Origin of the sequence: Entomomonas asaccharolytica, from assembly GCF_016653615.1 — a bacterium.
GTDB lineage: Bacteria > Pseudomonadota > Gammaproteobacteria > Pseudomonadales > Pseudomonadaceae > Entomomonas > Entomomonas asaccharolytica.
Genome location: NZ_CP067393.1, coordinates 673,039 through 694,531 on the forward strand (window position 1 = coordinate 673,039; position 21,493 = coordinate 694,531).

The 21,493-nt window shown below is 37.8% G+C and carries 17 protein-coding genes; 8 read left to right on the plus strand and 9 right to left on the minus strand.

Features of this window, described 5'->3' with window-relative positions:
* Positions 1–81: 81 nt before the first annotated feature.
* From lon to JHT90_RS03025, 3 genes are all read right to left on the minus strand, one after another.
* On the minus strand, positions 82–2,475 hold the full coding sequence (lon, locus tag JHT90_RS03015) for an endopeptidase La (RefSeq protein WP_201093918.1): 2,394 nt from the start codon (positions 2,473–2,475) through the stop codon (positions 82–84).
* A gap of 88 nt (positions 2,476–2,563) precedes the next feature.
* Positions 2,564–4,018 (minus strand): TrkH family potassium uptake protein, encoded by a 1,455-nt coding sequence (locus JHT90_RS03020; protein WP_201093920.1) that lies wholly within the window; start codon positions 4,016–4,018, stop codon positions 2,564–2,566.
* Positions 4,019–4,210: 192 nt separating this feature from the next.
* On the minus strand, positions 4,211–5,467 hold the full coding sequence (locus JHT90_RS03025; protein WP_201093922.1) for a Glu/Leu/Phe/Val family dehydrogenase: 1,257 nt from the start codon (positions 5,465–5,467) through the stop codon (positions 4,211–4,213).
* A 393-nt stretch (positions 5,468–5,860) separates the two neighbouring features.
* On the opposite strand from JHT90_RS03025, the gene ffh reads away from it, so the two are divergent.
* The 5 genes from ffh to rplS all read left to right on the plus strand — a co-directional run bounded on the left by ffh (position 5,861) and on the right by rplS (position 9,363).
* The gene (ffh, locus tag JHT90_RS03030) at positions 5,861–7,240 is read left to right on the plus strand and encodes a signal recognition particle protein (protein ID WP_201093924.1); all 1,380 of its coding nucleotides are present in this window, start codon (positions 5,861–5,863) and stop codon (positions 7,238–7,240) included.
* Positions 7,241–7,394: 154 nt separating this feature from the next.
* Positions 7,395–7,646, plus strand: coding sequence for a 30S ribosomal protein S16 (rpsP, locus tag JHT90_RS03035; RefSeq protein ID WP_201093932.1), 252 nt, complete (start codon positions 7,395–7,397; stop codon positions 7,644–7,646).
* 14 nt (positions 7,647–7,660) lie between these two features.
* Complete coding sequence (gene rimM, locus JHT90_RS03040; protein ID WP_379971804.1) at positions 7,661–8,182, plus strand: ribosome maturation factor RimM; 522 nt, start codon at positions 7,661–7,663, stop codon at positions 8,180–8,182.
* 17 nt (positions 8,183–8,199) lie between these two features.
* Positions 8,200–8,958: a tRNA (guanosine(37)-N1)-methyltransferase TrmD gene (gene trmD, locus JHT90_RS03045; protein WP_201093934.1), complete on the plus strand. Its 759-nt coding sequence runs from the start codon at positions 8,200–8,202 to the stop codon at positions 8,956–8,958.
* A gap of 27 nt (positions 8,959–8,985) precedes the next feature.
* Positions 8,986–9,363 (plus strand): 50S ribosomal protein L19, encoded by a 378-nt coding sequence (gene rplS, locus JHT90_RS03050; RefSeq protein WP_201093940.1) that lies wholly within the window; start codon positions 8,986–8,988, stop codon positions 9,361–9,363.
* 122 nt (positions 9,364–9,485) lie between these two features.
* Here rplS and JHT90_RS03055 read toward each other — a convergent pair whose 3' ends face one another.
* The 6 genes from JHT90_RS03055 to JHT90_RS03080 form a co-directional block, all read right to left on the minus strand.
* Entirely contained in the window at positions 9,486–13,301 is a 3,816-nt protein-coding gene (locus tag JHT90_RS03055) for a YhdP family protein (RefSeq protein WP_201093947.1), read from the minus strand.
* 11 nt (positions 13,302–13,312) lie between these two features.
* Positions 13,313–14,773 carry a ribonuclease G gene (rng, locus tag JHT90_RS03060; protein WP_201093949.1) on the minus strand — a complete coding sequence of 487 codons (1,461 nt, stop codon included), beginning with the start codon at positions 14,771–14,773 and terminating at the stop codon, positions 13,313–13,315.
* A gap of 15 nt (positions 14,774–14,788) precedes the next feature.
* Positions 14,789–15,382, minus strand: coding sequence for a Maf family protein (locus JHT90_RS03065; protein WP_201093951.1), 594 nt, complete (start codon positions 15,380–15,382; stop codon positions 14,789–14,791).
* Positions 15,382–15,879 (minus strand): rod shape-determining protein MreD, encoded by a 498-nt coding sequence (gene mreD, locus JHT90_RS03070; RefSeq protein WP_201093953.1) that lies wholly within the window; start codon positions 15,877–15,879, stop codon positions 15,382–15,384. Before mreD ends, JHT90_RS03065 begins: the two co-directional genes overlap by 1 nt.
* Positions 15,876–16,724: a rod shape-determining protein MreC gene (gene mreC / locus JHT90_RS03075; protein WP_236254084.1), complete on the minus strand. Its 849-nt coding sequence runs from the start codon at positions 16,722–16,724 to the stop codon at positions 15,876–15,878. Before mreC ends, mreD begins: the two co-directional genes overlap by 4 nt.
* A gap of 139 nt (positions 16,725–16,863) precedes the next feature.
* Positions 16,864–17,919 carry a rod shape-determining protein gene (locus JHT90_RS03080; RefSeq protein ID WP_201093956.1) on the minus strand — a complete coding sequence of 352 codons (1,056 nt, stop codon included), beginning with the start codon at positions 17,917–17,919 and terminating at the stop codon, positions 16,864–16,866.
* Between the two features lie 203 nt (positions 17,920–18,122).
* Here JHT90_RS03080 and gatC point away from each other — a divergent pair, with 203 nt between their 5' ends.
* From gatC to gatB, 3 genes are read left to right on the plus strand one after another with little or no spacing between them, the layout of a single operon-like run.
* A complete protein-coding gene (gene gatC / locus JHT90_RS03085; RefSeq protein ID WP_201093958.1) occupies positions 18,123–18,410 on the plus strand; it encodes an Asp-tRNA(Asn)/Glu-tRNA(Gln) amidotransferase subunit GatC in 288 nt (95 codons plus the stop codon).
* A 15-nt stretch (positions 18,411–18,425) separates the two neighbouring features.
* On the plus strand, positions 18,426–19,877 hold the full coding sequence (gene gatA, locus JHT90_RS03090) for an Asp-tRNA(Asn)/Glu-tRNA(Gln) amidotransferase subunit GatA (protein WP_201093960.1): 1,452 nt from the start codon (positions 18,426–18,428) through the stop codon (positions 19,875–19,877).
* 12 nt (positions 19,878–19,889) lie between these two features.
* On the plus strand, positions 19,890–21,335 hold the full coding sequence (gene gatB, locus JHT90_RS03095; protein WP_201093962.1) for an Asp-tRNA(Asn)/Glu-tRNA(Gln) amidotransferase subunit GatB: 1,446 nt from the start codon (positions 19,890–19,892) through the stop codon (positions 21,333–21,335).
* Positions 21,336–21,493: the final 158 nt, after the last annotated feature.

Consider the following 21,493-nt stretch of genomic DNA (forward strand, 5'->3'; position numbering starts at 1 on the left):
AGCCATATTAAAGTAGCGCTTATCTTAACCAACAGATCGTAACTTTTGTATTCTGTAGATCAATAAAAATGTAATAAATTATTAACTGAATAATACCTTCGCTACATCTTTATAGGTTTTAACAAAGTGGATAGTTAATCCTTGTTTTAAATAATCTGGAAGTTCTTCATAATGTCCTCGATTAGCCTCAGGCAATATAAGCTCCATGATCTTTTGCCGACGAGCTGCAATCACTTTTTCTCTCACACCACCAATAGCCAAAACTTGGCCAGTTAAGGTTAATTCTCCTGTCATTGCTATCCCTTTTTTAGGGGCTTGGTTACGGGCGAGTGATAGCAGTGCGCTTGCCATAGTAACCCCCGCACTAGGACCATCTTTAGGTGTTGCACCTTCTGGAACATGCAAGTGAACAAAGGCTTTATCAAAAAACTCGGAGTTTGCCTTATATTCATTTAAATGAGAAGTAATATAGCTGTAGGCAATTTCAGCGGATTCTTTCATTACATCACCTAATTGCCCTGTTAGTTTAAAACCTCTATTCAAGGTATGTACACAGGTTGCTTCAATGGGCAAGGTAGCTCCTCCCATACTTGTCCAAGCTAATCCAGTAATAATACCTACACCAGATAAAACTTGTTCATTATGGAAAATGGGCATACCCAATAGTGGCTCGAGGTTTTTATGGGTGATTTTGATAGTAAGCTCAGGTTGTTTTAGCAGACTCACAACACTTTTACGAATAACTTTAGCTAAACGTTTTTCTAATTGGCGAACACCTGCTTCACGCGCATAACCTTCAATAATAGCTTTTAAAGCACTGTCAGTGATGGTGATCTTTCCTTTGGGTACTCCCGCTTTAGCTAATTGCTTAGGCCATAGATGTTTTTTAGCAATGGCTAGCTTTTCTTCAGTGATATAACCAGCAAGGCTTATCACCTCCATACGGTCTAATAACGGCCCTGGAATAGAATCTAGAGTATTTGCGGTACAAACAAACAGTACTTTAGATAAGTCGAGTCTTAAATCAAGGTAATGGTCTAAGAAGTTAATATTTTGTTCTGGATCTAATGTTTCTAATAACGCAGAAGCAGGATCACCTTGATAGCCTTGACCCAACTTATCAATTTCGTCCAACATAATGACGGGATTGATAACTTGTACTTCTTTTAATGCTTGTACAAGTTTACCAGGCTGTGCACCTATGTAGGTACGACGATGTCCTTTAATCTCTGCCTCATCTCGCATACCACCTAAACTAAAGCGATAAAACGGACGACCTAATGATTCAGCAATAGATTTACCAATACTAGTTTTACCCACACCAGGTGGGCCAACCAGGAGAATAATGGAGCCATTAATTTCACCTTTATAAGCTCCTATCGCTAAAAACTCTAAAATACGATTTTTAACATCTTCTAAACCTGCATGATGTTTATCCAGTACTTTTTGAGCATGCTTAAGGTCTAGCTTATCCTTACCCATTATACTCCAAGGTAAAGCAGTAGCCCAATCAAGATAGTTGCGTGTAACAGCGTATTCAGGTGAACCCGTTTCTAATAAAGATAGTTTATGCAACTCTTCATCGATGCGTTTTTGCGCCTGCTCAGGTAGAACTTTATCTTTTAAACGCGCTTTAAATTCATCTGCATCGGCACTTTTATCATCTTTAGTGATACCTAGTTCACGTTGGATAATTTTAAGCTGTTCTCTTAAGAAAAAATCACGTTGATTTTTACTGATCTTTTCGTTTACTTCAATCGATAGTTTATTTTGTATGTGAGCAACTTCTACTTCTTTACGTAGTAACGGAAGCACTTTTTCCATTCGCCTTAAAATAGGAATGGTATCTAATACTTGCTGTAATTCTGGGGCAGGTGCAGTAGTAAGAGCAGCAGCGAAATCAGTTAAAGGAGAGGGCTCATTAGGACTAAAACGATTAAGATAGTTCTTTAACTCTTCACTGTATAAAGGATTGAGTGGTAGTAGTTCTTTGATGGCATTAATAACAGCCATGCCATAGGCTCTTACTTCATTGCTAGAGTCTTCTATATTTTTAGGATACTCAACTTCTGCTAAATAAGGTGGCTTATGGCTTAAGAAGCCCTTAATTTTAACACGCGTAATACCTTGCGCAACAAATTGTAATTTATCGTCTTCTTTGCTTACATGGTGAATTTTTACTAAAGTGCCACATTGAGGTAAGCTTTCTATATTAAAGTTCTCATCAAAAGGCTCCTCTGTGTAGAAAATAGCAACGTAGTGGTGTTCTGTTTTTGCCACTCGACGCAGCGTTTTTTCCCAAGGGTCCTCATTGACTAAGATAGGTAATACTTGGGCAGGGAAAAATGGCCTATTATGAATAGGAATAATATATAGTTTTTCAGGGTAAGAAGGCGTAGGCACAGCGATTTGCTTGCTTGGCTGCGTATGTTCTGCTTCTATAATTACTTCATCCGCTTGATTTTTGTCAGTCATAACGTATCCGTATCTAAGATTATTGTTATATAGATGGGGTATTATCTTTAAAATTCAATAGATGGAATTTTGGGTAATACAAGTTACATTAATAACGCCAAAAGCTAGGTGTTAGCAATACTAAAATAGTAATAATTTCTAACCGACCTAATAACATACCAAAAGAAAGTACCCATTTAGCTATATCAGGTAATGTGGAGAAGTTGCCTGCAGGGCCCACAATTTCACCGAGTCCAGGCCCAACGTTACAGACGGTAGCTACTGCCGCACTTAATGCAGTCACCATATCATAGCCTAGAAAGGCCAAGAATAAAGCAATAATAGCGATAATAAAAGCAAAAAAGAATGTAAAGGTTAAAATAGAACGAACAATTTCTTCATCAAGGTTATGACCATTATACTTTTGTGGAATCACTGCACGAGGATGAATAAGTTGTTTTAAGTTGGCAGATAGTAATCTTAAGGTAACTTGAAAGCGGAAAGTTTTTAGACCACCTGTTGTTGACCCAGAACAACCCCCTAAAAAGGTAAGGTAAAAGAAAATAATCATGGCAAAGCTACCCCATTGACTATAATCATTTACAGCAAAACCAGTGGTAGTGATAACAGAAACTACACTCACTGAAGCAATGCGCACCGAATCAATAAATGAATTACCACTGTTTTTCCAGAACCAGAAACTCAGCATTACACAACTAATCACTAGAATAGTGATAAAGCCACGCACCTGTTCATCTTTAAATAATGCTGTGTAATTGCCACGTAGTGTACTTACATAGAGGGTAAACGGTAAGCTACCTAACAGCATAAGAATAATAGCAATCCAGTGGGTAGCGGGTAAGAATTTGCCTAAGGATGCATCAGAAGTTGAAAATCCACCTGTGGCAATTGAACTCATGGCGTGGTTGACAGCGTCAAACACAGGCATACCTGCTAACCAGAAGGCTAAGATGCCTACCATAGTAAAACATACATAGATAACAAGGATATATTTGGCAATAACATGGGAGCGGGGTAAGACCTTTTCTGACCAATCAGAAGATTCGGTTTGGAACAGTCTCATACCACCAATACGTAACATAGGTAAAACGGCTACTGCCATGACGATGAAGCCAATACCACCAATCCAATGTAGCATAGAGCGCCACATTAATAATGCAGGTGCTGCATTGTCTAAGCCAGATAAAACAGTCGCGCCCGTTGTAGTAATACCAGACATTGCTTCAAAAAAAGCATCGGTATAGCTAATATGACTAATCATGGTCATCGGTAATGCTGCAAATATGCACACTACAATCCAACTACTGGCGGTAAGAAAATACATATCTCTTGGACGTAATTGTATTTGTAGTGACCCTTTTTGCTTAATCATTAAAAAGCCAGCAAAAAAGGTAACGAGGGAAGACCAGAAAAAGGCAGCAATATCGTTGGCGGTGTGTTCAAAAATAAAAGAAGTAGCCAGTGGCACTAACATGCTAACTGAGAGTGCAACAAGAAAAAAACCGACAATGTAGGAAATACTGCGTATTGTTTGCCGAGTCATACAGGCTAACTACTACCTTTGGTGGTATTTGAAAAGGGCTATTATAGTGATTAGTTTGTAAATAGTAATCTCATTTTACACGTTTGTTAGTGGTTGTTATGTTTAACTTATAGCTAATTAGCTATTTAGAAATAAGTTGAGTAAATAAAAAAGGCTACTATTAAGTAGCCTTTTTAAAAGTGAGTAGGATAATTATTTTACCCAGCCACGTGCTTTAATAGCTTTTGCAAGACGATCAATAGAAACCATATAAGCCGCCATACGTAAAGTAGCTGCTTGGTTATGGTTCTGGTACATGTTCCATACATTGTTGAAAGAACGAACCATTGCTTCTTCTAAACGATCGTTAACTTCTTTTTCAGTCCAGTATAAACCAAAGCGATTTTGTACCCATTCAAAGTAAGAAACAGTTACACCACCTGCATTAGTAAGAATATCGGGAGCTACAACAATCCCCCTAGCTTGCAGAATTTCGTCTGCTTCTGGGCTAACAGGGCCATTAGCGGCTTCTGCAATCACTTTTGCCTTAATGTTGTTAGCATTGTCCTCAGTAATTTGATTCTCTAATGCCGCAGGTACTAGAACATCACACTCTAACTCAAGTAGTTCTGCATTGGATATTTGAGTTACACCTTCAAGTGTTTGAAGTGTTTTATTATCAGCGATGGCTTGGTCTAAATTATTAGGATCTAAACCATTTTGATTATAGATACCACCGTTACTATTACTAACTGCAATAATTTTTGCACCTAACTCGTGTAGGAAATGTGCAGTAAAAGAGCCTGCATTACCATAGCCTTGAATAGCAACGGTTGCTCCCTTAATATTAATATCAAGTCTTTGTAATAGTTCTCTTACAACAATACTTGTTCCTTTACCTGTAGCCGCCACACGACCTTCAGAACCACCTAATACAAGAGGTTTACCTGTTAATACACCAAAGTGGTTGCCACGGATTTTGATATATTCATCAACCATCCAGCCCATAATTTTTGGATTAGTATTTACATCAGGTGCAGGAATATCCTCTAGCTCACCTATTACAGGTGCTATCGCTTGAATATAACCACGGGTTAAACGTTCTAACTCACCTTTAGAAAGCTTTTTAGGATCTACAATGATGCCGCCTTTACCTCCCCCATATGGTAAATTCAACACACCGCATTTAAATGTCATCCAAATTGATAACGCCTTAACTTCATCCATTGAAACATCAGGATGGTAGCGAATACCTCCTTTACCAGGACCTATAGCATTGCAGTGCATGGAGCGAAAGCCTTTGAAAAGTTGTACGGATCCATCATCCATAGTAACTGGGATAGATACTTCTAAACAACGTTGTGGCTCTCTTAAAATAGTATGAATGGCAGGATCTAATTTAAGAAAAGAAGCGATTTTATCTATTTGTTGATGGGCCATTCCTAAGGCAGATGTTTCATGTTTACTCATAACTTAATCCTAGTGATTTATTTTTAATTGCTTTTATAAAAGTTTTAAAGAAAGGGAATGCATTATATGTTTATTTTTATGATATGCAAATAGTGTATGTGATATGCATATTTTGCATAGTAATGATATGGCGATTTATATAATCCATGTTTTGTTAAAAATATTAATAAAATTAATAACAAATAAATTATTTAAAAAAAATTGATCGTGTATTTTTTATAAATTAAATACTAAAAAATTGATTAAACTCAAAAGCAATATTTTCCTAAATAACCATAAGAAAGTTGTAAAATTGATCACAACTTATTAATAAGTTCAAGATAATGCTTTCAGCAATTAGTAATTACCTACTATAATAGTCGTTTATATGTTTGGCATCACTGGACGAGTTTCATGTTTGATAATTTAACCGAACGCCTTTCCAAGACACTTCGTCATATAACTGGGCAGGCAAAGCTAACTGAAGAAAATATTCAAGGTACTTTACGTGAAGTAAGGATGGCTTTATTAGAAGCTGATGTGGCATTGCCTGTTGTAAAAGACTTTATAGAAAAAGTTAAAGAGAAGGCAATTGGTACTGAGGTATTAAAGAACCTATCTCCAGGTCAGGCTTTTGTTAAGATCGTACAGGCTGAATTAGAACAGTTAATGGGCTCAGCTAATGAAGATTTAACGCTTAATGCTACGCCTCCTGCTGTAATTTTAATGGCTGGTTTGCAAGGGGCTGGTAAGACAACTACAGTTGCAAAATTAGCCCGTTTCTTAAAAGAGCGTAAGAAAAAAACAGTATTAGTGGTTTCTGCTGACGTTTATCGCCCAGCAGCGATTAAACAGCTTGAGACACTAGCCAATGAAGTAGAGGTAACTTTTTTCCCTTCTACCACCGAGCAAAAACCAGTAGATATTGCTAAAGCGGCTATTGCAGAAGCTAAGTTAAAATTTATTGATGTTGTATTAGTGGATACAGCAGGTCGTCTTCATATTGATGAAGAAATGATGGGTGAGATTAAAAGCCTTCATGCTGCCATAAATCCTGTAGAGACGTTGTTTGTGGTTGATGCCATGACAGGACAGGATGCTGCTAATACAGCAAAAGCCTTTAATGATGCGTTACCTTTAACAGGGGTAATTCTTACCAAGGTAGATGGTGATGCACGTGGCGGTGCAGCTTTATCTGTACGTGCTATTACGGGTAAACCTATCAAGTTCTTGGGGATGGGAGAAAAAACAGAGGCGTTAGAACCTTTCCATCCTGAACGTGTTGCCACCCGTATTTTAGGTATGGGTGATATGCTCAGCTTAATTGAACAAGCTGAACAAAAATTAGATAAAGAAAAAGCTGAAAAATTAACGCGTAAAATCAAAAAAGGTAAAGGTTTTGATTTAGAAGACTTCCGCGATCAACTACGCCAAATGAAAAATATGGGTGGTTTAGGTAGTTTAATGGATAAATTACCTATGATGGGTGGCGTTAATTTAGCAGCGATGGCTGATAAGCAAGATGTTGCTGATAAGCAGTTTGTGCAAATGGAAGCGATTATTAACTCGATGACCATGGCAGAACGTAGAGATCCTGAGCTTATCAATGGTTCTCGTAAACGTCGTATTGCACAGGGTTCTGGTACTCAAGTGCAAGATGTTGGTCGGTTAATCAAGCAGCATAAACAAATGCAAAAAATGATGAAAAAAGTAATGGGTAAGGGCGGCTTAGCGAAAATGGCTCGTGGTTTGAGCAATGTATTACCAAAAGGTAGTGCTGGTCGTCGTTTTTAACTCATTGTTAATTCGGTGGAATTAATAAAAGAATGAGATTTTTGTGAATGAATTGAAAAAGCCATTTGCAAAAATCTCAACTTCCTATAAAATATGCCACCTTTTATATGCTATGTATTTTTACATAATTAACTAATTTAGGAATAATATCTTCATGGTAACTATTCGTTTAGCACGTGGCGGCTCTAAAAAGCGTCCTTTTTATTATATTTCTGTAACTGACAGCCGTAATGCACGTGATGGTCGTTTCATTGAGCGTGTAGGTTTCTTTAACCCAATCGCTGCTGGTGGTGAAGTAAGATTAAACGTTGATCAAGAGCGTGTTGCTTACTGGAAAAGCCAAGGTGCACAAATTTCTGATCGCGTTGCTAGCTTATTAAAGGAAGCTGCTAAAACTGCTGCTTAATCAATAGCATTGTCATGCTTGAGAAAGAGTTAGTTGTATTAGGTAAGATTGTTTCTGTACATGGTATTCGTGGTGCAGTAAAGGTTTATTCATTTACCGACCCTATTGATAACATTCTAGATTATAAGAACTGGATATTACGTAGGGAAAATGAACAAACCACAGTTAAACTACTAAGTGGTCGTATACAAGGCAAAGTGCTCGTAGCCGAATTACAAGGGCTAACTGATCGAGATGAAGCTAGAAGTTTGATAGATTCTGAAATTTGTGTTTATCGTGATGAGTTACCTGAACTGGCAAGTGACGAGTATTATTGGTACCAATTACAAGGCTTAAAAGTCATTACGCAACAAGGCCAATTGTTAGGTCAAGTTGATCACCTGTTAGAAACAGGGGCTAATGATGTATTAGTGGTTAAACCTTGTGTTAATAGTATTGATGATAGAGAGCGGTTGCTCCCTTATATAGATCAATGTGTATTGAATGTTGATCTAACAGCAGGTGAACTTCAAGTTGATTGGGATGCAGAGTTTTAACAAACAGGCAACTGGCCATGCAATTTGAACTCATCACCCTTTTTCCTGAAATGTTTGAGGCTATTACTGGCCATGGCATTACAGGTCGTGCTGTAAAACAAGGACTAATGACCCTAAATTGTCATAATCCTAGAAGCTATACCCATGATCGTCATCATACGGTTGATGATCGTCCCTTTGGTGGTGGACCAGGTATGGTAATGAAAATAGCACCGCTTGAAGCGGCGTTATTAGAAGCAAAAAAACATGTACCACCAACAACAAAAGTAATTTATTTATCACCACAAGGTAATAAGCTAACACAGGTAGCTGTGCAACAGCTAGCTAAGGAACAAGCATTAATATTGATAGCAGGTCGCTATGAAGGTATTGATGAACGGTTTATAGAAAGCTTTGTGGATGAAGAATGGTCGATTGGTGACTATGTATTATCAGGCGGTGAGTTACCTGCTATGGTAATGATAGATGCCATTACACGTCAGTTACCAGGTGCATTGGGGTGTAATGAATCGGCAGAGCAAGATTCATTTATGAATGGCTTGCTAGATTATCCTCATTATACACGACCTGAAGTATATAATGAGCAACGTGTTCCAGCGGTACTACTTAGTGGTAACCATGAACACATCCGGCGCTGGCGTTTACAACAAGCTTTAGGGCGAACTTGGCAACGTCGGGCTGATCTTCTGGATAGCCGCTCGCTTTCTGGAGAAGAACAACAGCTGTTGGCTGAATACCTCGACCAACAGAACGATAGTAAACGTATCGATGGTTAGCCAGTTGGCAACCTTAGGAGCATTAACATGACGAATAAAATTATTGCTCAGCTAGAAGCTGAACAAATGAACAAAGAAATTCCTGCATTTGCGCCAGGTGACACAGTAGTTGTACAAGTGCGTGTGGTAGAAGGTGAGCGTACACGTTTACAGGCTTTTGAAGGCGTTGTAATTGGTAAGCGTAACCGTGGTTTAAACAGTGCATTTACTGTTCGTAAAATTTCTAGTGGTGTTGGTGTAGAACGTACTTTCCAAACATATAGCCCAATCGTTGATAGTATTACTGTTAAACGTCGTGGTGATGTGCGTAAAGCGAAACTTTACTACTTACGTGAGCTTTCTGGTAAAGCAGCTCGTATTAAAGAAAAATTGGCTAAGCAAACTCAACAGCAAGCTGCTGAGTAATAATCGCTTAGTTACAAAGAAAACCCGCTTTATAGCGGGTTTTTTTATGAGTAGAATAAGTCTATTGAAGATGTGATTAGTAAGATAAACGGTAAAGATTAGCTTATAATAATTAAAGATGGTTAATGGCTTCCTAAGGTGATGGTAGGATTGTTCCAATTACCTTGAATACTGTAGTTAACTGCTACTAATTTCATCAGTTCATTGCCAAGAAAGTAATCTACTATCAGCATCGCTCCACCAACTGGTGGCGCAACCGCTAGGGTAGCGATAGAAATATTAGAACCTAAGGGAATACCCACTTTAAGATTAGCATCTACTTGTTGGTTTTGCAGATTAATATGTCCAGTCATGGACATAATCATAGAAGGCCCTTCAAACACAAAAGGTTTGTCAATTTGGAGCACACCATTATTACCTTTAAATTCACCTTTAATACTGTCGTAAGTAAGTCCAGTTTTATAGAGGTCGGTAAAATCTAAACGTAAGCGTCGGCTGATGGCTTCTGAATTAAGAATACCAAAAATACGTAATATATTAGTGGAAGATCCATCAACACTCAGTAAACGACCAGATTTTAATTCTGGTGCTAGCGTTCCATTGAAGTGTTCTGGGGAAAAGTCGGCAGGTGTACCAAGCCATGAGCCATTAATCGCTACTTTAAAAGATTTAGCAGTAACACTGGGTTTTATATCCCAACTAGCTAAAATCTCTTCGAGATTTTTTCCTGATAGTGTTCCATTAAAAGAAGTTTGTTTGCCTATTTGCCAATCTAAATCTCCATTAACATGTAACCCTTTAAGATTTAGAGCAATATTTGAAATGGTTAATCCTCTTTTAGAGGTGTGGTTGTTAAAATTAACAGTACCAATTAATTCCTCATCTAAAAATAATTGATGAATAGATAGGTTTAGATCAGGGATATTATCTGCACTAAAGTTATTGATAGGATTTTGTTCTTTTAATGAGCTAACAAGCGTTTTGGGTACTTTTAAATATTTCAAATCAACATAATAGGGCAGGTTGTTAACTTGTGGAGCTGTAACGCGCCCTGCTATTGATGGGCTGTCAATATCAAGCCTCCAACCTTGCTCACCTGTTGGTTGTAAATAGAGAGCAGCTTGTTGGGAAGGAAGGTTGAAACCTGTAACCTTGCCTATACGCAGATCTATACTTCGTAGTGTATTAGTATTAACACTGGTTATTTTATTATTCTGTTTGGATGTATAGTTTGATAAATAGTTGTCGTAAAGTTTTTTCCACTGTTCGAGATTTACTTGGCTTAGATTGCCACGAACTTGCAGTCCTTTTTTAGTTGAAAAATCAGCTTTTCCTTGATTTATTAATAATTCACCCTGCATATTTTGCTGGCTTTCATCCATATTAATGGCAGCGCTAATAATAGAGCTATAGTTGAATTGTAGTCGTGTATTTTGCTGTTTGCCAAAATCCATTTGGTAGGTGAAGTTCTGCTCTTGTTGGACTGATTTTGTAAAAGGAGCAGGAAGATCTAAAGCAATTCCTTGTAGATTAGAAGAAACTTTTAATTGATTATTTTCTCCTATCCAAATTTCTAAGTCATAAGGTGCTTTTCCTGAAAAAGGCCATTTTTTATGCGGCATAAGATACCAATCGGCCAGTTTGATAATATCAATATTACCTTTCAGCTTTATATAAGAAAGCGGTTCACCATGACTGCCTTTAGCTGTGATAGTACCAGTAACAGGGTTACCTAAAGCAAACGCACTAACTGATTGGCTGCTTAAGCCTTGAGTGCTGTCATAATGGAAGCTACCTGATATATTGGTTAAGGGTGGGATAGGATGTTGTAGATTTAATTGTGCCCCTTTTGTAGTAAAGCTAGTAATAACAACTGGCTGATGATGTTTTTTGAAAGGAATATCTAATTTTAAATTGCCTGTTAGCTTACCCGAACCTTGCCATTCGTTAAATACATGAGATATTTCAGGGGGAGCACTTTTTAATACATGTAGTGTGTCATCAAGTGTACTATTAATATTAGCCGCTAAATAGAGATGGGTAATTTTTGGATTAGCCACATGGGGAATATTGATTTTAATATCAGTTAATTGGCTGTTACTAATAACCCCTTTGTCGGCTAGTATGCGTACCCCAGAAGGTTCTACGAAAACCTCACCATCGACTTGTTTGATAGGTAGCCATGGTGCTTGGTAATTAATTTCAGCATTTTTAGGCTTCATATACAGTAATAAACTATGCGCTGTGGCAGGTGTTCTTTTATCGAGTGAACCTTGATATTGGAAAAAGCCTGTCTCAATATCACCACTTTTGATCCCTGTATTTAACCAATGTACTAATTCAGGATCAATATCTGCTTTTGAAGGAATATATTTTGAGGTATAGCTAGCATCACCATTGGTAATATTAACCCGTAAATCCATGTAGTCTTTAATACCATCATAGGGATGAAGACGAATCATCATATCACCAGCTAAATCGCCTTCATCACCTTTAAGTTGCATTAGATGACTAAAAATGCTGACAATATTACCATCGAATGACCAATTGAGGGTGGTTTTGGCATGCTTGTAGAGCCAAGGCTTGCTGTATATCTTTGCAATAAAAAGTGAAAAGTCATCTGCATCAAGATCAAGGTGGCCGCTATTAATACCTCCCTGAATTTTTCCAGTAATGTTACCTGCACCTACCGTATCTTTATAAGGGTTAAAAGATAGATCTTTAACATCAGCTATAAAACTTAAACTTTCAATCAGTGGTTTTTCAGGTAGCCATTGTATATTTAAATTTTGAATAATCCCTTTAGGAGATACTGTATTAATTGCTTCTTGTATCTCTTTAGAAAGAGGGGCTAGTGCTAGTACTGGAGGAATAAATTGCTCAATATTAATGCTGTTTGCCTGAGCGTTCCATTGTTGTTGATTATCAACTGTATGACGGGTTAATAGCAGATCAAGACCTGTGAACGGGGTTTTATCAAGGGTAAAAGATAAGTCTTTAACCTGCAATCCTATATATTCTTGTCGATAAGCATCAAACCATGCTTGCATGGTAAGGTCTTTAATTGCGACAGCTTGACTCTTCTCTTGCTGAACAACTAATTGGCTATTTTTAGTATCTATAGTGGCTGAGCGTAATTGACCATTTTTTATAGTAGCCCACAGTTGACCGCCTATGGTTAATTTTTTCAGCTCTTGTGGTAATTCGATTTCTTCAGGTAACCATGTATGCCAATCAAGATAAGGAATATCAGCGTACAATGTACCCTTTAAATTCTGCCAATCTTCAGGGACTATAGTAGCTGTTGTTGAAAGAATAAGAGGCTTATCATCATTCACATAGAGTATGCCATCTAAGCGCATTTTTTCATCAGTGAAATGAGTTAAAGTAGCATTTACATGGGTAAAGGTACGGGTAGGGTAGCGGTAAGGATGGACACTAATTGTACTATTATTAATAGATATTTTGGTAAAGCGTTGCAGTTGTGTGAGTACTATCTCAGGTGTAATAGGGTCTTTTTGTCTAGGGATACCACCTATTGACCAGATATCAGGTTTATTTTCACGGATTTGTAGTTTTAAATTTTCACCATGGGCAGTAGCGATGCGCACTTGCCAATTTAAAATGGTTTGTGGAACGTCGATTTCAAGTGTTAGTTGATCAACTTCTAGTTTTTGCTCATGGTCGCCAATGTGAACATTATAAGCAGTTAGGGTAGGGGAAAAAATGTCCCAACTACCTTTTAGCTCACCGATAGTTACAGGGGTATGTAAAGTTTCAGAAAGTTTGTTTTGTAGGTGAAACTTATAGTCACTTACCCAAACAACTAGCTGCCTAGCAATACTGACGTACAGGGTTACGAGTACCAATAACAACAATAAGCAGCTAGTAATTAGCTTGCGTACTTTAGTTGTGATTTTTGGATTACTCTGCGTCATTGTTTATGCCATTATTGTGGTACAACATCATATTGATCTTGTGTGTAGAGATTTTCTACTTGAAAACTAATGGTTTTGCCAATCAATGTTTCAAGATCTGCCACATTGTTAGATTCTTCATCAAGTAAGCGATCAACAATTTTTTGGTTAGCGAGTATTAAATAACGATTAGTGGGGTAAGCCCTAGCAATTCTCATGATTTCTCTAAAAATTTCATAACAAACTGTTTCTGAAGTTTTTAAGGTACCTTTACCATGACACTGAAAACAAGGCTCACAGAGGGTTTGCTCAAGATTTTCACGGGTACGTTTGCGTGTCATTTGAACGAGTCCAAGTTCTGTAAATCCAAGTACATTGGTTTTGGAGTGATCTTTTTCTAGCTCTTTTTGTAGTGTTTGTAAGACTTGATCGCGGTGTTCTTCAATTTCCATATCAATAAAGTCAATTATAATAATACCGCCTAAATTACGTAGTCTTAGTTGGCGAGCGATAGCTGTGGCAGCCTCAAGATTGGTTTTGAAAATAGTTTCTTCAAGGTTCTTATGCCCTACAAAGCCACCTGTATTGACGTCTATGGTTGTCATTGCTTCTGTGTTATCAATGACTAAGTAACCACCTGATTTAAGAGATACTTTTCTTTCAATCGCTTTTTGTAGTTCTTGCTCTATGCCGTAAATATCGAAAAGAGGAGGGTCATTCATATAGAGTTTTAGACGATCACTAAGCTCAGGCAGAAACTCTTGCAAAAATTGTTCAGCTTTTTGGAAAGTTTCTTGGGAGTCTATATATACTCTATGAATAGTAGGATTCATAAAATCACGTACTATACGTAGATTTAGAGGTAAATCTTCATAGATCAATGAAGAGGCTTGAGCTTTGACAATATTGCTTTTAACTTGACTCCATAGTTTATTGAGATAACGAATATCTGTTAATAATTCTGCTTTAGTAATACCTTCAGCAGCAGTACGAATAATAAAACCGCCCTCTATTTGTGATTCTTCTTTAATGCATTCAGTAACCAATTGTTTAAGGCGTTCTCGTTCAAGTTCATCTTCGATACGAAGGGAAATGCCAATATGTTCTGTTTGTGGCATATATACGAGATAATGCGATGGTAGGGACAGTTGGGTTGTTAAGCGGGCACCTTTGGTTCCTATGGGATCTTTGGTAACTTGTACCAGTAGATGCTGACCTTCTTTCAATAGTTTGGTAATGTCTTCTTCTTGTGGTTGGTCAATTTCACGGTTAGTAAGCTCTGCGACATGAATAAAAGCAGCTTTATCTAAACCTATATCCACAAAGGCCGCCTGCATTCCAGGCAGTACACGAATAACTTGACCTTTATAAATATTACCAACAATACCTCGTTTAAGGGTACGCTCCATATATACTTCTTGTAGAATACTGTTTTCTACAAAAGCAACTCTCGTTTCCATGGGGGTGACATTTATAAAAATCTCAGTGCTCATGAGTTGTCCTATTCATTATTCTTTATTGAGTGGATAAATACCAACTTGCTTTAATAATTGAGTCGTTGCAAATAGTGGCAAACCAACCACAGAATAGTAATCACCTTGTATCTTTTCTATAAACATAGCTGCTAGTCCTTGAATAGCATATCCACCTGCTTTATCGTTAGGTTCCCCTGTCTGCCAATAAGCTATAGCCTCTTCTTCAGAGATGGCGCGCATGGTTACCTCAGTGGTAATAACCTGATTAATAAATTGATTTTGATAGTATAAAGTGATTGCGGTAAAAACTTTATGAGTTTTATTGGATAACTCAGCTAACATGGCTATAGCTTGTTGTTGTGAGTGCGGTTTGCCAAGAATTTTGTTGTTTATACTAACAGTGGTATCGGCTGCTAAGATACAAGCTGTTTGCTGTTGTTGGTCAGATAGTAGGGTAAAAGCTGCTTTAGCTTTAGCAATAGCTAAACGCTGTACATAGTCTGCTGGTAATTCATTGTTATACGGTGTTTCGTCTATATCAGTGTTAATAATTGAAAAGGTTAAACCTATTTGCTTTAGCAGTGCTTGCCGACGGGGGGATGCTGAGGCAAGATAAAGGGTAGTCATTAGTTAATCCCCATTCTTATCCGTAAAGCTCTTAACGCTGCAGCTAACCATGGCCATATAATAGCACTGGTGATAATAGGGAAGATATAATCAAAAATACTGAAATTACTCGGATAAATCCCTGTTAAAACATTAATCCATAGTTGAATTAATTGCCCTAATATTAATATAACAGAGATCATTATGGTTTGTCTGAGAATAGGTTGTGGTCTAATTTTATGTTGAAAGAGTAAGCTAAAATACACAGTTAACACTAAAACAAGCGAATTTTGACCTAGTAAACTGTTTACCATAACATCTAGTAGTACACCAAAAATAAAGGCGGCTACCATGCTCACTCGATGGGGTAGGAATAAGGACCAATAAATAAATACTAAAGCAACCCACAATGGGCGAAAGGCATTAAGGGCTTGAGGAAGAGGTGTAATGCTTAGTAATAAAGCAACAAGTACACTGGTCCAAATAACCCAGCCACCTCTAAGATGATGTGCTGTCATGGCGTTATCTCTTCCTGTACAGGTGTTTGTTGGGATTCTGACGTATCAGTGTCATGATTATTATCGAGTATTTGCCGTGAAGTAAATATTAATAATACATAGCGGCTACGATTAAGCGCCGCAGTTGGTTTGGCGTAAACAGTGGCAAAGGGCGTACCGTTATCATGTTCAATTTTAGAAACAATAGCTACAGGGTAACCAGCAGGGAAGTTGCCACCTAAACCAGAGCTTACTAAAAGATCATTAACTTGAATATCTTCATTATTGGGCACATAGCGAATTTCTAGTAAATCTTCACCTGTGCCTGTGGCAATCGCTCGTAAACCATTACGATTGACCATAATAGGGATACTATGATTATTATCAGTGATCAGCAATACCCATGCACTATGAGGCATAACATCAACTACTTGACCCATAATACCTTTGGCATCTAATATGGCTTGCCCTATAAAAACGCCATCACTACTGCCTTTATCAATTAAATAACGGAAGGTGCTAGGGTTTGGATCAATACCTATAAGTTCACTAACTACCGCTTTTTCATCAACTAAACTAGTAGAGTTTAATAATTCCCTTAAACGGACATTTTGCTCTGTAAGCGAGGCTAATTTTTGTAGTTTTTGTTCTAATAATAAGGATTGTGCTTTTAAACGTTCATTTTCAGCCAGCAATTCACTGTGACTTGAAAATTGTTCTTGAATAGTACCCCATATTTTATTAGGGATATTAGTAACAGCATACAGTTGAGAGGTGACTATACCTATTTTATTGCGTACAGGTGTAAGAACTTCAAAGCGAGCGTCTATAACCATAGCAACTATAGCCAAAATAGACAATGCTATGGCTTTAAATCTTTTGGAAAGTCCCCTAGGGAATAAAGATTTAATAATAATCCCCCTCTATAAAATAGATAGAGAGTATAGCTCTACTGATGGAATAGTGTAGATATATTTTTGTTGAAAAATATATCTACATGTTAGATTAAGGATTAGTAGATAATAGATCCATTGCATGACGATCTATCATTTCTAATAATTTACCACCACCTCGAGCTACACAAGTGAGTGGATCCTCTGCCACAATAACAGGAAGACCAGTCTCTTGAGAGATTAATTTATCTAAATCACGTAATAATGCGCCACCACCTGTTAACACCAAGCCACGCTCAGCAATATCGGAGGCTAGTTCTGGAGGAGACTGTTCTAAAGCACTTTTTACAGCTTGTACAATAGTAGCTAAAGATTCTTGTAAAGCTTCTAGCACTTCAGCTGAAGTAAGTGTGAAAGAACGTGGGATACCTTCGGCTAGGTTACGGCCTCTTACTTCAATTTCACGAATTTCACCGTTAGGGTCAGGGAAAGCAGAACCAATTTGCTGTTTAATATGTTCCGCAGTAGACTCACCAATAAGGCTGCCATAGTTACGACGTACATAGGTCACGATGGCTTCATCAAAACGGTCACCACCTAAGCGCACAGATTCGGCATACACCACGCCATTTAATGAAATAAGAGCGATTTCAGTAGTACCACCACCGATATCAATAACCATAGAACCACGCGCTTCTTCTACTGGTAAACCTGCACCAATAGCGGCAGCCATAGGCTCTTCAATTAAATAAGCTTCACGTGCGCCAGCGTGTAATGCTGCGTCGCGAATAGTACGTCTTTCCACTTGAGTAGATTTACAAGGAACACAGATTAAAATACGAGGGCTGGGAGGTAATAAACTTTTTTCATGTACTTTATTGATAAAGTATTCAAGCATACTTTCACATACTTCAAAGTCGGCAATAACACCATCTTTCATTGGACGGATAGCAGAAATATTACCTGGAGTACGACCAAGCATTTGTTTTGCTTCAGTACCAACAGCAACAATAGTTTTTTGATTACCTTGATGACGAATTGCTACAACAGAAGGTTCATTTAAAACAATACCACGATCACGAATATAAACCAGTGTATTAGCTGTGCCTAAATCAATTGATAGGTCACTGGAAAAGAAACCACGTAACTTTTTGAAGACGTTAAACATAAAAGTAAGAACTCTAGTTTTTAATTAAAAAGAATAATCTGTACAATAGATCAACAATTGTAAAACGAAATTTATTCCATGATGATTAAGGAATAGATTTAGCGAAAATCAGTATTGTGATAAATTGTAATGGTTTTTGTGTAATTTATACATGGGGAAATTGTATCCCATTTAAAAAAAATTATATATAGCTGGAGATATTAATGGCACTTGAGCAAACAGATGTTGAAAAAATTGCCCAGTTAGCGGCCTTGAAGCTAAATGATAATGATTTGGCGGAAACGACAACGACCTTAAATAATATTTTGAAATTAATTGATCGTATGCAGGCCGTTAATACCAATGGAGTGGAACCATTAGCACATCCATTAGAAGCAACTCAGCGGTTACGCCCAGATATGGTGACAGAAGAAAATCACCGTGACGATTATCAGACAATTGCCCCTGCTGTAAGTGATGGGCTTTACCTTGTACCTAAAGTTATTGAATAATTAAGGCAAATAGTAATGCATCAATTAACCTTGTCCGATATTTCTAAGGCATTAATAGCCAAAGAGTTTAGCTCTGTAGAAATTACGAGCTATTTATTAGAAAGAATTAAGCAGTTAGACCCACAATTAAACAGTTTTATTACGGTGACAGAACAATTAGCACTTGAGCAAGCGAAAGCTGCTGATGAAAGACGTGCTCAAGGTAAATATCATGAGTTATTAGGTGTACCTATTGCTCATAAAGATTTATTTTGTACAGAAGGTGTGCGTACTAGCTGTGGCTCTAAAATGCTAGATAACTTTTTTGCACCTTATAATGCAACAGTTGTGCAAAAATTAATTAATGCTGGTTGTGTTACTTTAGGCAAAACTAACCTTGATGAATTTGCCATGGGTTCATCCAATGAGTCTAGTTACTATGGTGCGGTTAAAAATCCTTGGGATACTAGTCGTGTTCCTGGTGGCTCAAGTGGTGGTTCAGCCGTAGCAGTGGCGGCTAGATTAGTACCTGCTACTACGGGTACAGATACAGGTGGTTCTATTCGCCAGCCTGCTGCTTTAACAGGCGTAACAGGCATTAAACCTACTTATGGTCGAGTTTCTCGCTGGGGTATGATTGCTTATGCTTCTAGCCTTGATCAAGGTGGCCCTATTGCCAGAACAGCAGAAGATTGTGCTTTATTACTACAAGCGATGGCTGGCTTTGACCCTAAAGACTCTACTTGCATGAGTGAAGCTGTACCAGACTATTATGCAGACTTGGATAAAAAGTTAACAGGTTTAAAAGTAGGCTTACCCAAAGAATTTTTTGGCGCAGGGTTGGATTCTCGTATTGCTAGCTTGGTTGATACTGCTGTTAAAGAGTTAGAAAAATTGGGCGCAGTGGTTAAAGAAATTAGTCTTGCAAATATGGAGCAAGCTATTCCTGCCTATTACGTTATTGCGCCTGCGGAAGCTTCTTCAAATCTTTCTCGTTTTGATGGGGCGCGTTTTGGTTATCGTTGTGAAAATCCAAAAGACTTGCAAGACATGTATACGCGCTCAAGAACAGAAGGTTTTGGAGCAGAGGTAAGACGTCGTATTATGGTAGGTACTTATGCCCTATCAGCAGGTTATTATGATGCTTACTATTTACAAGCACAAAAAATCCGTCGTTTGATTAAAAACGATTTTATGCAAGCCTTTAATGAAGTAGATGTGATTTTCAGCCCTACTACACCAAATCCAGCATGGAAAATAGGTGAAAAGGCTGGTGATCCAGTGGCTCAATATTTAGAAGATGTGTATACCATTACTGCTAACTTAGCGGGATTACCTGCTTTATCTATGCCAATTGGCTTCGCAGATGGTTTACCTGTAGGTGGACAATTATTAGCACCTTATTTTGAAGAAGGTCGTTTACTGAATATTGCCCATCAATATCAACAAGTGACTGACTGGCATCGTCAAGTCCCTACTGGCTTCTAAGGAGTTTAACTGATGCAATGGGAAATGGTGATTGGGCTAGAAATTCACGCTCAACTTTCAACGAATTCAAAGATTTTTTCAGGGAGTAGTACCACCTTTGGTGCAGAACCTAATACGCAGGCAAGTTTGATCGATTTAGGTATGCCAGGAGTGTTACCAGTTCTTAATGGGCAAGCGGTCAGAAAAGCTGTTAAATTTGGTTTAGCAATAGATGCACATATCGGTAAAACCAGTGTGTTTGCTCGTAAAAACTATTTTTATCCTGATTTACCAAAAGGGTATCAAATCAGCCAGTTTGAATTACCTATTGTTGGTAAGGGACATCTAGAAATCGCTTTAGAAGATGGTACAGTCAAATCGGTAGGCGTTACTCGTGCTCATTTAGAAGAAGATGCGGGTAAAAGTTTACATGAAGATTTTCAAGGAATGACAGGTATTGATTTAAACCGTGCAGGTACTCCCTTATTGGAAATAGTCTCTGAGCCTGATATGCGCAGTGCTAAAGAAGCAGTAGCGTATGCTAAAGCTATTCATGCACTCGTCCGTTATTTGGATATCTGTGATGGTAATATGGCTGAGGGGTCGTTACGTTGTGACTGTAACGTTTCAGTTAGACCTAAAGGTAAAACTGAATATGGCACGCGCTGTGAAATTAAAAATGTTAACTCTTTCCGTAATGTGGAAAGGGCTATAAATTATGAAGCACAGCGGCAAATCGAAATCTTGGAGGATGGTGGACAAATCGTTCAAGAAACCCGTCTTTATGATCCTGTAAAAGATGAAACCCGTTCTATGCGTAGTAAGGAAGAGGCGAATGATTACCGTTATTTCCCTGACCCTGATTTACTCCCTGTGGTATTAGATGATGAGTTAATTGAAGAAGTTCGTGCTCAATTACCAGAATTACCAAATCAAAAACGTCAGCGTTTACAGCAACAGTTTGCTTTATCAGCTTATGATGCTACTGTACTAACAGCAAGTAGAGAGTTAGCTGATTATTTTGAACAGGTACACAGTATTTGTGGCGATGCTAAGTTAGCCGCAAACTGGGTAATGGGAGAGTTAGCGAGTTTATTAAATAAAGATAATTTAGATATCACAGAATCCCCTATTTCAGCTGAATTATTAGGTGGGCTATTGGTGCGTATTAAGGATAATACTATTTCTGGTAAGATTGCTAAAACAGTATTTGAAGCCATGGCTGCTGGCGAGGGTACTGCTGATCAAGTGATTGAAGTCAAGGGATTAAAACAAGTTACCGATTCTGGTGCTATTGAGTCTATTTTGGATGAAATGTTAGCTGGCCTTGTTAAGGATGTGGAAGAATATCGTGCGGGTGATGAAAACAAACGCAAAAAAATGTTTGGCTTCTTTGTTGGGCAGGCGATGAAAGCTTCTAAAGGTAAAGCTAATCCACAACAAGTAAATGAATTACTTAAGAAAAAGCTAGAAGGATAACGACCACACAATGAGTATTCACTTTAATAGAGGTGAATACTCAATAAGTTAGTTTTCAATGTTTTGGGTACAATTATTTGTTTGCTGTGTTGTATGTCCTTTTGATATAGCACAATGAATATCTAAAATAATTAACCTCCATTAAGGCTTTTTAAGTA